Source organism: Pseudomonas sp. S1_E05, assembly GCF_056337105.1.
The window spans coordinates 4920492-4931842 of record NZ_JBFRHM010000001.1; the positions used below are offsets into that span (position 1 = coordinate 4920492).

Annotated in this window: 10 protein-coding genes; 8 read left to right on the forward strand and 2 right to left on the reverse strand. The window is 59.5% G+C overall.

Going from position 1 to position 11351, the window contains the following annotated elements; translation table 11 throughout:
* The first annotated feature begins 65 nt into the window (after positions 1-65).
* From trxA to AB4N33_RS22710, 6 genes are all read left to right on the forward strand, one after another.
* On the forward strand, positions 66-395 hold the full coding sequence (gene trxA / locus AB4N33_RS22685; protein WP_003206727.1) for a thioredoxin TrxA: 330 nt from the start codon (positions 66-68) through the stop codon (positions 393-395).
* A 246-nt stretch (positions 396-641) separates the two neighbouring features.
* Positions 642-1901 carry a transcription termination factor Rho gene (gene rho, locus AB4N33_RS22690; protein WP_057712815.1) on the forward strand — a complete coding sequence of 420 codons (1260 nt, stop codon included), beginning with the start codon at positions 642-644 and terminating at the stop codon, positions 1899-1901.
* Between the two features lie 139 nt (positions 1902-2040).
* Complete coding sequence (locus tag AB4N33_RS22695) at positions 2041-3996, forward strand: acyltransferase family protein (RefSeq protein WP_476458282.1); 1956 nt, start codon at positions 2041-2043, stop codon at positions 3994-3996.
* Positions 3997-4076: 80 nt separating this feature from the next.
* Complete coding sequence (ubiD, locus tag AB4N33_RS22700; protein ID WP_460119809.1) at positions 4077-5543, forward strand: 4-hydroxy-3-polyprenylbenzoate decarboxylase; 1467 nt, start codon at positions 4077-4079, stop codon at positions 5541-5543.
* The gene (locus AB4N33_RS22705) at positions 5543-6511 is read left to right on the forward strand and encodes a CDP-6-deoxy-delta-3,4-glucoseen reductase (RefSeq protein WP_460119811.1); all 969 of its coding nucleotides are present in this window, start codon (positions 5543-5545) and stop codon (positions 6509-6511) included. The genes ubiD and AB4N33_RS22705 overlap by 1 nt, the downstream gene beginning before the upstream one ends.
* A 291-nt stretch (positions 6512-6802) precedes the next feature.
* A complete protein-coding gene (locus AB4N33_RS22710; protein ID WP_460119813.1) occupies positions 6803-7471 on the forward strand; it encodes a gamma-glutamylcyclotransferase in 669 nt (222 codons plus the stop codon).
* On the opposite strand, the gene glpT is transcribed toward AB4N33_RS22710, so the two are convergent.
* On the reverse strand, positions 7447-8796 hold the full coding sequence (gene glpT / locus AB4N33_RS22715; RefSeq protein WP_460119815.1) for a glycerol-3-phosphate transporter: 1350 nt from the start codon (positions 8794-8796) through the stop codon (positions 7447-7449). The genes AB4N33_RS22710 and glpT overlap by 25 nt on opposite strands.
* A gap of 327 nt (positions 8797-9123) precedes the next feature.
* Here glpT and AB4N33_RS22720 point away from each other — a divergent pair, with 327 nt between their 5' ends.
* Positions 9124-9603, forward strand: coding sequence for an energy transducer TonB (locus AB4N33_RS22720; protein ID WP_476458283.1), 480 nt, complete (start codon positions 9124-9126; stop codon positions 9601-9603).
* Between the two features lie 207 nt (positions 9604-9810).
* Here the strand turns inward: AB4N33_RS22720 and AB4N33_RS22725 are convergent, their stop codons facing one another.
* The gene (locus AB4N33_RS22725; protein ID WP_476458284.1) at positions 9811-10788 is read right to left on the reverse strand and encodes an NADPH:quinone oxidoreductase family protein; all 978 of its coding nucleotides are present in this window, start codon (positions 10786-10788) and stop codon (positions 9811-9813) included.
* Between the two features lie 151 nt (positions 10789-10939).
* On the opposite strand from AB4N33_RS22725, the gene AB4N33_RS22730 reads away from it, so the two are divergent.
* Positions 10940-11347, forward strand: a complete 408-nt coding sequence (locus tag AB4N33_RS22730) for a flagellar basal body-associated protein FliL (protein ID WP_460119821.1) — start codon at positions 10940-10942, stop codon at positions 11345-11347.
* Positions 11348-11351: the final 4 nt, after the last annotated feature.

An 11351-nucleotide genomic window follows, 5' to 3' on the forward strand; every position in this document is an offset into this window, starting at 1 on the left:
TCCTGAACGAGGGAAGGGCGGCTATGATGGGCCACGTTTTTTTGCTTACAACCCTGGAGAATTCCATGAGCAGCGATCTGATCAAACACGTTAGCGACGCTAGCTTCGAAGCTGACGTACTCAAGGCCGAAGGCGCTGTACTGGTCGATTACTGGGCTGAATGGTGCGGTCCTTGCAAAATGATCGCTCCCGTTCTGGACGAAATTGCCGAGACTTACAAAGGCAAGCTGACCGTTGCCAAATTGAACATCGATGAAAACCAGGAAACCCCGGCCAAGCATGGCGTGCGTGGTATCCCGACCCTGATGCTGTTCAAGAACGGCAACGTTGAAGCGACCAAGGTCGGTGCGCTGTCGAAGTCGCAACTGGCTGCTTTCCTCGACGCCAACATCTGAGTGTCGTCGTAAAGTCGCGAAAAATGGCCCCGCATATTGCGGGGCTTTTTCGTTATAGAGGGCTAGACGCTCTGAAACTCAGGTGGTACATTCGGCACCGCAGTGGTTTCTCCACTGCCCCCTGCTAGCCGTCGCCGACGCACTCCTTTCGAACAAGTACGCGATCCTGTCGCCTTCTCCGCGGCGCGGCCTCATTAAGCCAAAAGCTTAATTTCCCCCCTCCATAAATGATTACGTCATTCCTATATGAATCTGACTGAACTCAAGCAAAAGCCGATTACCGAACTGCTCGAATTGGCCGAACAGATGGGCATAGAAAATATGGCCCGTTCGCGCAAGCAGGACGTGATTTTCTCCCTGCTCAAGAAGCACGCGAAGAGCGGCGAGGAAATCTCCGGTGATGGCGTGCTGGAGATTCTCCAGGACGGCTTCGGCTTCCTTCGCTCCGCAGACGCTTCCTACCTGGCCGGCCCGGACGATATCTACGTCTCGCCAAGCCAGATCCGCCGTTTCAACTTGCGCACCGGTGACACCATCGTTGGCAAGATCCGCCCTCCGAAGGAAGGCGAGCGCTATTTCGCGCTGCTCAAGGTCGATACCATCAACTTCGACCGTCCGGAAAACGCGAAAAACAAGATTCTCTTCGAGAACCTGACCCCGCTGTTCCCGACCGTGCGCATGAAGATGGAAGCCGGTAACGGTTCCACCGAAGACCTCACCGGTCGTGTCATCGACCTGTGCGCACCCATCGGTAAAGGCCAGCGCGGTCTGATCGTTGCTCCGCCGAAAGCGGGCAAGACGATCATGCTGCAGAACATCGCCGCGAATATCGCACGCAACAACCCTGAAGTTCATCTGATCGTGCTGTTGATCGACGAGCGTCCGGAAGAAGTGACCGAAATGCAGCGCACCGTGCGTGGCGAAGTGGTTGCCTCGACGTTCGACGAGCCGCCAACCCGCCACGTGCAGGTTGCCGAGATGGTGATCGAGAAGGCCAAGCGCCTGGTCGAACACAAGAAGGACGTGGTGATCCTGCTCGACTCCATCACCCGTCTGGCTCGTGCCTACAACACCGTGATCCCGAGCTCTGGCAAAGTGCTCACCGGTGGTGTCGATGCCCACGCCCTCGAGAAACCGAAGCGTTTCTTCGGTGCGGCACGGAACATCGAAGAAGGCGGCTCGCTGACCATCATCGCCACCGCGCTGGTTGAAACCGGCTCGAAGATGGACGAAGTGATCTACGAAGAGTTCAAGGGCACCGGCAACATGGAGCTGCCACTGGACCGCCGTATCGCTGAAAAACGCGTGTTCCCGGCCATCAACATCAACCGTTCCGGCACCCGCCGCGAAGAGTTGCTGACCGCCGATGACGAGCTGCAGCGCATGTGGATCCTGCGCAAGTTGCTGCACCCGATGGACGAGATCGCCGCGATCGAGTTCCTGGTCGACAAGCTGAAAACGACCAAGACCAACGACGAGTTCTTCCTGTCGATGAAACGCAAGTAACACGCAGCAGGCTTCAGCAAAGAGCGCCCCGCATGGGGCGCTTTTTTTTGCGCGTCTGCTATTTTTGTATCTGATTTGATAACTTTCGCTGACGCACGGTGTCCCTTGCGGATGGGTTTGTATCGGGCAAGGGACGTTAATGCACACATTTGGTAATCGCCGTGACATCGACGGTCTGAGGGCGCTGGCCGTCATTCCGGTTGTACTCTTTCACTTCGGCTTCAGCACATTCGGTGGCGGTTTCGTCGGCGTGGATGTGTTCTTTGTCATTTCCGGCTTCCTGATCACCAGCATCCTGTTCCGCGAGATCGGCGCGCAGCGGTTCAGCTTCGTCGACTTCTGGGCGCGGCGCGCACGGCGCATCATCCCGGCCCTGAGTGTCGTGATGCTCGTCACGTTGGCCCTGGGCTGGTTACTGCTTACGGCCAAGGACTTTTCCGAGCTGGGCAGGACGGTGCGCTACCAGTCACTGTTCATTTCCAACATCCTGTTCATGCGCGAGGATGGTTACTTCCAGCCGGCTTCCGATCTGAAACCGTTGCTGCACACCTGGTCGCTGGCCGTTGAAGAACAGTACTACATCTTCTTCCCGCTGCTGATGGCGCTGTTGATGCGCCATATCCGGCATTGGCGCTGGATGCTGTTCGCGGTGCTATTGATCTCCTTCGGGCTGAACATCGCCTACATTGAGCGCAAACCCGACTTCGCTTTCTTTTCGTTGCCAACCCGAGCCTGGGAGTTGCTGTGCGGTGCGATGCTCGCCGTCATGCCTGCTCGAAGGCATGCGGTCCGTCCCTGGCTCTACCAGGCGGTCGGCATCGCCGGGTTGACGGCAATCCTGGTGGGAGTGTTCACGTTCGACCGCGAAACGGTGTTCCCAGGTTGGGCGGCACTGCTGCCGGTGCTGGGGGCTACAGCGTTGATCTGGTCGGGCGGTCAAGGTTCGACCTGGGTTGGACGGCTGTTGAGTGTTCGGGCTTTCGTCTGGATCGGTTTGCTTTCCTACTCGCTGTATTTGTGGCACTGGCCGGTGTATGTCTACGCCAACGCCATTTCCGTCGACGGTATTCAGCCTTGGGAAGCACTCGGCTGGATGTTGCTGGCATTGGCGCTGGCCTGGTTGAGCTGGCGCTTCGTGGAGTTGCCGTTTCGTGAAAAGCAGTTGCTGGCTGGACGCAAGCCGGTGCTCGTGGCGGGCCTGACGGCGATGGCCGTGCTGGCGGTGACCGGCTCCGTGGTGCGTTCGATGGACGGTTTCCCTCAGCGCCTTACCGGCAAGGCACTTGAGTATGCCCAGGCGCGCGAGTGGCGGGCCGGGCAGATGAAATGCATGCTGGTGACCAAAGACAAAAAATTCGACAAGGCCTGCTTGCTCGGTGAACACCAGGAGCTGCCGGCGACACAGTTGGTTTGGGGCGACAGTCACGCGGCGGCATTGTTGCCTGCGATCAAGGCGGGTGCTGACCAGAAAGGGCGCCCGGTGTGGCTGTACAGCATGAGCGCCTGTCCTCCGATTCTCAGCGATGATCCGCGTCAGCGTTGCAGGGACTTTAACGAGCAAACCATGGAGCAGGTGCGTCGCCTGGGAATCAAGGACGTGGTGCTCGCGTCCAACTGGAGTCTTTACGTCTACGGCCGCGAGGACGGCGACAAGAAGGTCCTGCTCAACGAGCATGATGATACCGCCCAGTCCGAGGCACGCATGGCGGCGGCGATCAAAGCGCGGGTGGCGGCGATCCGGGAGGCGGGTGCGCAAGTCTGGTTGTTCAAGGAAGTGCCCTTGCAACACAAGGGGGCCGTTAGCCGGCTGACCAGTCTTGCTCGGGTTGGGCGCTCCACCCAAGGGCTGGGGCGTCCATTGGAAGAGCACTTGGCGCGCCAGCACTTTCTCGGCAGCCTGTTCGATTCGCTGAGTGCAGCCGATCCTGGCGTGCACGTGATCGACCCAACGCCCATGATGTGCGCCGACGGGGTCTGCAGTATCGAAGTCAATGGCCACTCGCAGTACAGGGACGAAGATCACCTGTCGGACGTTGGCAGTGCGCGCTTGAGCCCGCTTTTTGCGCCGGTTCTTCTGGGCACCACCCACAATTGATGGCGACAGTGCGCTGACAGGCTGCTGTTCGGTCGTCAGAGCAGGTAGGATGTACGCCTATTTTCGAGGTGGCATCTTCAATGAAATTCAAGGATCTTCGGGATTTCGTGCAGCAACTCGAGCAGCGCGGAGAATTGAAACGCATCCAGGTTCCCATCTCTCCCGTGTTGGAGATGACGGAAGTCTGCGACCGCACGTTGCGAGCCAAAGGCCCGGCGTTGCTGTTCGAAAAACCCACCGGTTACGACATTCCGGTGCTGGGCAACCTGTTTGGCACCCCGGAGCGGGTTGCCATGGGCATGGGCGCCGAGTCGGTCAGCGAGCTGCGCGAGATTGGCAAGCTGCTGGCGTTCCTCAAAGAGCCCGAGCCGCCTAAAGGCCTCAAAGATGCCTGGTCCAAGCTGCCGATCTTCCGCAAGATCATTTCCATGGCGCCCAAGGTCGTCAAGGACGCGGTCTGCCAGGAAGTGGTCATTGAAGGCGATGACGTCGACCTCGCCATGTTGCCGGTGCAAACCTGCTGGCCCGGCGATGTTGCGCCTCTGATCACCTGGGGCCTGACCGTCACCAAGGGGCCGAACAAGGATCGCCAGAACCTCGGCATCTATCGCCAGCAAGTGATCGGCCGCAATAAAGTCATCATGCGCTGGTTAAGCCATCGCGGCGGTGCGCTGGATTACCGCGAGTGGTGCGAGAAACACCCCGGCCAGCCGTTCCCGGTGTCGGTGGCACTGGGTGCTGACCCGGCGACCATCCTCGGTGCCGTCACACCTGTGCCCGACAGCCTCTCCGAATACGCTTTCGCCGGGCTGCTGCGCGACAACCGCACCGAGCTGGTGAAATGCCGCGGCAATGACCTGCAAGTGCCGGCCACCGCCGAGATCATCCTCGAGGGCGTGATCCATCCGGGCGAAATGGCCGACGAAGGCCCGTACGGCGACCACACTGGCTATTACAACGAAGTCGACAGCTTTCCGGTGTTCACCGTCGAGCGCATCACCCACCGGGTGAAGCCGATCTACCACAGCACCTACACCGGCCGTCCACCGGATGAACCCGCCATTCTTGGCGTGGCACTGAACGAAGTGTTCGTGCCGATCCTGCAAAAGCAGTTTCCGGAGATCACTGACTTCTATCTGCCGCCCGAAGGCTGCTCGTACCGCATGGCCGTCGTGACCATGAAGAAATCCTACCCGGGCCACGCCAAGCGGGTAATGCTCGGTGTCTGGTCGTTTTTGCGACAGTTCATGTACACCAAGTTCGTTATCGTCACCGACGACGATATCAATGCGCGTGACTGGAACGACGTGATCTGGGCCATCACCACGCGCATGGACCCCAAGCGCGACACGGTGATGATCGACAACACGCCGATCGACTACCTGGACTTCGCCTCGCCGGTCTCCGGCCTGGGTTCGAAAATGGGCCTGGACGCCACGCACAAGTGGCCGGGGGAAACCACCCGCGAGTGGGGCCGGGTTATCGTCAAGGACGATGCCGTGACCCAACGGATCGATGCCATCTGGAATCAGTTAGGAATAGATTGATGCGTGTAACCTTGCAGCCGTCCGGAGCAGTGCTTGAGATACTGCCAGGCGAGCGGATTCTCGATGGCGCACGCCGTCTGGGCTATGAATGCCCGCAAAGTTGCCGCAATGGCAACTGTCACGTGTGTGCCGCATTGCTGGTGGAAGGACGGGTCGAACAGGCCGGCGCAGTGCGCGACCATGGCGAGTTCTACACTTGCATAGCAGAGCCGCTGGAAGACTGCATCGTGCTGTGGGATGGCGTGCTTGCGCTGGGAGAGTTGCCGGTGCGCAGCGTGTCGTGTCAGGTCACTGAGTGCAAAAACGTCGGCGGCGACACCTGGCGCGTGACGATGCGAGCGCCGGCGGGCAAGCCGCCGCGTTATCACGCCGGGCAGTACCTGATGATCGAGCGAGAGGATGGCGAAAAGTCCGCCTTCTCCCTGGCCTCGGCGCCCCATTCGGGGCGAGACCTGCAAATTCATGTGCTGGCGCGCGAAGGCAGTGCACGCGACCTGATCGAACAGCTTCAGCGCAACAAGATGGCGCGTATCGAAATGCCATTCGGCGACACGCACCTGGCTGAATTGCCCGATGGCCCGCTGGTGCTGATCGCCGCAGGGACCGGCATGGGCCAGATTCACAGCCTGCTCGAGCACTGCCGGGCCACGGGTTTCAAGCACCCGGTGCACCTGTATTGGGGCGTGCGTCGTCCCGAAGAATTCTACGAAATCGAGCACTGGGATGAGTGGGAGAAATTGCCCAATCTGTTCCTGCACAAGGTCGTCAGCGACCAATGTGGCTGGCAGGGGCGTTGCGGCATGCTGCATCAGGCGGTGTGCGAGGACTTCCCCGACCTGAACGCCCTTCACGTCTACGCCAGTGGCTCGCCGGCCATGGTCTACGGCACGTTGGATGCACTGGTCGAGGCGGGGATGGACGCCCACCAGATGCGGGCGGACGTGTTTGCGTACGCCCCACGCGGCTGACCCCCGTACCTGTAGGAGCGAGCTTGCTCGCGATGGTAGACCGAGCACCGCGGGGTGTCTGATCCTCCATCGCGAGCAAGCTCGCTCCTACAGGAGGCGCATATAACCCGCTATATAGCCGATCGATATTTATACTATTTAGCAGATAGCTGTAAGTTATATATATCCAGACAGCAAATTAAGAACCATGCCATGGCACTTAAATTGCCTTAAAAGTTATGTGCCTTATTGTTACAGCGGCGCGTTCTATTTAGTAATTCATTATCCGCGGGGAGCTGAACGCTATTCGCCATGAGCGCTATCGAATCTGCTTTTCTGAATCTGCCTTACCCTCCACGGCTCGACCTCGGGCCGCAGCATACGCACGAACAATTGCTCAGCTCGATGCAGGCGACCATGGCGCGTCACAAGGGCGGGCCGGTCTGGTTGTTCGCCTATGGCTCGCTCATTTGGCGTCCTGAATGCGCAGCGGTTGAACGGGTTCGTGGGCGAGTGCACGGTTACCATCGCGGTTTGTACCTGTGGTCCCACGAACATCGTGGCACGCCTGAAGTGCCGGGGCTGGTCTTTGGGCTTGATCGCGGTGGTTCGTGCAGCGGCTTTGCCTACAGGCTGCCGGAAGAACAGCTCGAAGCATCGCTCTACGCCTTGTGGCAGCGTGAAATGCCATTTCCTTCCTATCGCCCACACTGGCTTAACTGCCGTCTCGAAGACGGAAGTCAGGTTCAGGCGTTGGGTTTTGTTCTGGAGCGGCACTTGCCCAGCTATGCCGGTAACCTGCCGGATCATGTACTGAGCCATGTGTTCGAAAACGCTTGCGGGCGCTACGGTACAACTCGCGATTATGTCGAGCAGACCGCCAGCGCCCTGCGTAGCCACGCCATGCCAGACCGGAATCTGGAGGCGCGGCTCAAGCGTTGCAAATCAAAAGTGGATCAAGCGGTGGCTTCGCGGGTCTGACTGGCAGCCTGTTTGTGCCACAGGGTCGGTGCAAGGAAGGCCATGGCCAGCAGGCATGCGCCGATCAGCAGGACAAAACCGCCGTCCCAACCGAAGTGGTCCACGGTGTAGCCCATGGCGGCACTGGCCGCGACTGAGCCGCCCAGATAACCAAACAGCCCGGTAAAGCCTGCTGCCGTACCCGCCGCCTTCTTCGGTGCCAGCTCCAGCGCCTGCAGGCCGATCAGCATCACCGGGCCGTAGATCAGGAAGCCAATCGACACCAGGGCGATCATGTCTACCGTCGGGTTGCCGGCTGGGTTGAGCCAGTACACCAGCGTCGCCACGGTCACCAGGGCCATGAACACCATGCCGGTCAGGCCACGGTTGCCACGGAAGATCTTGTCGGACATCCAGCCGCACAACAGCGTGCCCGGAATACCCGCCCACTCGTAGAAGAAATACGCCCACGAGGATTTGTCCACGGTGAAGCCCTTCGCTTCCTTGAGGTAGGTCGGTGCCCAGTCCAGCACACCGTAACGCAGCAGGTAGACGAAGACGTTGGCCAAGGCGATGTACCAGAGCATCTTGTTGCGCAGCACGTACTTGACGAAGATTTCCTTGGCGCTGAATTCTTTCTCGTGGCTGGCGTCGTAGCCCTCCGGATAGTCGTTCTTATACTTCTCGATCGGCGGCAGGCCAACCGATTGCGGGGTGTCGCGCATGGTGGCGAAGGCGAACACCGCCACGGCCAGGGCCACGGCCGCTGGCACGTAGAACGCCGCGTGCCAGTCATTGAACAAGCCCATGCCGAGCAGGAACAGCGGGCCGATCAGGCCACCGCCCACGTTATGCGCCACGTTCCACAGCGACACCACGCCACCGCGCTCCTTTTGCGACCACCAGTGAACCATGGTTCGGCCACTCGGCGGCCAGCCCATGCCCTGGGCCCAACCATTGATGAACAGCAGGATGAACATGATGGTGACGCTGGACGTGGCCCAGTGTGCGAAACCGAAAATGAACATCACCGCAGCCGAAACCAGCAGGCCGAATGGCAGGAAGTAGCGCGGGTTGGAGCGGTCGGAGACGATGCCCATCAGGAACTTGGACAAGCCATAGGCGATGGCGATCGCCGACAACGCCACACCCAGCTCACCGCGGGTGTAACCCTCTTCGATCAGATAGGGCATGGCCAGGGAGAAGTTTTTGCGCAGCAGGTAGTAACCCGCGTAACCGATGAAGATACCGGCGAAGATCTGCCAGCGAAGGCGTCGGTAGGTGCTGTCTATTTTCTCTTCAGGCAACGGAGCCTGATGCGAAGCAGGGCGAAAGAAAGCAAACATTCCAAAGCTCCAGATTTTTTGTTTTGACTGCGGATGCGAATGTTACAGTTTCATTACCGAAAATAGCACCTGTTTGCACGACCAAACAGCGGAAAATGTTCGACATCGCACATTCCTTTACGAACATGTCGCTTCGGTGCACCTGGGAGGCGCTGTGGGAATTTTTACTTCGCCATCATTGATGACGCATTCGCGGCCGGCGTAGGGCAGGTCTTTGGGAAACGTCCTGCAATCGAAGAGGAAGCTGTCACGTTATGTAAAAACTCACCGCGTCTTAACCTTTTCGTGCTCGCCAGATCTGGCGTGGAGACGCGAGGGAGTGTGGTTATGCGGTGGTTTGTGGTGGCGGCTATGTGGGGTGTGTGCAGCGTTGTGCTTGCCGGGGAGGTGTTTTTGATACCAGCGGATAATCCCAAGCCGACGTACCCGAGGGCACTTTACCTGGCTGGCATCGAGGGGGAGGTCAAGGTCAGCATGATCGTGCATGCCGATGGATCGGTCAGCCAAGTATCTGCGCCTGAAGGTGCCCACCCGGAGCTGGTCGAGGCCTCCGTAACGGCGGTCAGGCAATGGAAGTTCAAGCCTTGGGAGATCAGCAACGAGCGTCCGGAGCGTGTCGATGTCGTTGCGCCAATGCTCTTCAGGTTGAGCAGCGATGTGCCGCTTGATGCGAACGAAATATTGAAAAAAGTGCTCTGTTCCGACCTCAGTAGTGAGGCAAAAAACTACGCGCAAAGTGACTGGGTCGATATGAACTTCTTTTTTGGGCGCGCATTTACCTGGCTCATTCCATCGCGTCCGGGCTGATGCCCAGAGATAAACGCCTGGAGTTGATCGCCAAACTCAACAGGGGAGTGCCCAGCATCATTCGGCGGTGCAATACGCATCCAACCAGCCGCGCCGTGCGATTTTTCCCGAAAGAAGTGCGTGAACTGCTTTAACAGCGGGGAATTTCGCGAACTTGGAGGCCAGGACAACCCCGGGTTGTCCTGGTCTCTTTACCTCAACCGAACCTCAACGCACCTGCACCACCACTTTCCCGACGGCCTTGCGCTGGCCAAGGTCGTTGATCGCTTGCGCCGCGTTGCTCAGCGGGTAGACCTGTGACACCAGCGGTTTCAACTTGCCTTCGGCGTACCAGCCGAACAGTTGCTGGAAGTTGGCGGCGTTGTCCTGGGGTTGGCGTTGGGCGAAGGAGCCCCAGAACACGCCGACCACTGCTGCGCCCTTGAGCAGGGCGAGGTTGACCGGCAGTTCGGGGATGCGCCCGCTGGCGAAGCCGACTACCAACAGGCGGCCGTTCCAGGCGATGGCGCGCACGGCCTGGTCGAACAGGTCGCCGCCAACCGGGTCGTAGATCACGTCGGCGCCCTGCCCGTCGGTCAGGCGCTTGATTTCGTCCTTGAGACTGGCCTCGCTGTAGTTGATCAGCTCATCGGCGCCGGCTGCCTTGGCGATGGCCAGTTTATCGGCGCTGCCGGCGGCGGCGATCACACGGGCGCCCATGGCTTTGCCGATTTCCACGGCGGCAAGGCCCACTCCGCCCGAAGCGCCGAGTACCAGCAGGGTTTCACCGGGTTGCAGATTGGCCCGTTGCTTGAGGGCGTGCATCGAGGTGCCGTAGGTCATGCTGAAGCCGGCAGCGGTGTTGAAGTCCATGCCGGGCGGGACGGGCAGCACGTTGTAGCCGGGCACCGCGACCTGCTCGGCAAAACTGCCCCAGCCTGTGAGGGCCATGACCCGGTCGCCGACTTTCAGGTGGCTGACCTTTTCGCCCACCGCGCTGACCACGCCGGCGGCTTCACCACCGGGGGAAAACGGGAAGGGCGGCTTGAACTGGTACTTGCCCTCGATGATCAGCGTGTCCGGGAAATTGACGGCGGTGGCGTGTACATCCAGCAGGATCTCGTTCTTTTTGGCGACAGGGCTGGCGACGTCTTCCAGCACCAGCGATTCGGCAGGGCCGAAGGCTTTGCACAGCACGGCTTTCATCAGGGCTATTCCTTTTGTTGTGATGGCCGATAAGTGTAGGTGTGAGTGTCGACGGGTCAACGAGCATGCCTGGCCCTGATAGTCAGCCATAAGCTTGTACTTGCGCGGCGGGCCGTTATGCTAGGCCGCAAACCGGATTGAGGAGCGAATTGTGAAAGCGTGGATCATGTTGTTGCTGGCCCTGTCCCTGCCTGTGACGGCCGTGGCTGAAGAGGCCAAGGAAGGCGCGGCGCCGAAGGTCAATTACATCACCTTGAGCCCGCCGTTCGTGGGTAACTATGGCCTGGATGGCACGCCCAAGCTCAAGGTCTACAAGGCCGATGTGGCGTTGCGCGTGACGGGTGACGAAGCGACCAAACTGGTCAAGGCCAACGAGCCGTTCATCCGTAATCAGCTGGTGCAGCTGTTTGCGCAGCAGACCACCGAGACCATGAACAATCTTGAAGCCAAGGAAAAGCTGCGTCAGGAAGCATTGAAGCTGACCCAGCAGATCATGAACGACGAAACCGGCAAGCCGGTGGTCGAGGACCTGTTGTTCAACAACCTGATCATTCAGTAAGCCG

What these genes read in the sequence shown, in the direction of transcription:
- trxA (WP_003206727.1), top strand. Translation starts at nt 66, where the DNA reads ATGAGCAGCGATCTGATCAAACACGTTAGCGACGCTAGCTTCGAAGCT.
- rho (WP_057712815.1), top strand. Translation starts at nt 642, where the DNA reads ATGAATCTGACTGAACTCAAGCAAAAGCCGATTACCGAACTGCTCGAA.
- AB4N33_RS22695 (WP_476458282.1), top strand. Translation starts at nt 2,041, where the DNA reads ATGCACACATTTGGTAATCGCCGTGACATCGACGGTCTGAGGGCGCTG.
- ubiD (WP_460119809.1), top strand. Translation starts at nt 4,077, where the DNA reads ATGAAATTCAAGGATCTTCGGGATTTCGTGCAGCAACTCGAGCAGCGC.
- AB4N33_RS22705 (WP_460119811.1), top strand. Translation starts at nt 5,543, where the DNA reads ATGCGTGTAACCTTGCAGCCGTCCGGAGCAGTGCTTGAGATACTGCCA.
- AB4N33_RS22710 (WP_460119813.1), top strand. Translation starts at nt 6,803, where the DNA reads ATGAGCGCTATCGAATCTGCTTTTCTGAATCTGCCTTACCCTCCACGG.
- glpT (WP_460119815.1), bottom strand. Translation starts at nt 8,796, where the DNA reads ATGTTTGCTTTCTTTCGCCCTGCTTCGCATCAGGCTCCGTTGCCTGAA.
- AB4N33_RS22720 (WP_476458283.1), top strand. Translation starts at nt 9,124, where the DNA reads ATGCGGTGGTTTGTGGTGGCGGCTATGTGGGGTGTGTGCAGCGTTGTG.
- AB4N33_RS22725 (WP_476458284.1), bottom strand. Translation starts at nt 10,788, where the DNA reads ATGAAAGCCGTGCTGTGCAAAGCCTTCGGCCCTGCCGAATCGCTGGTG.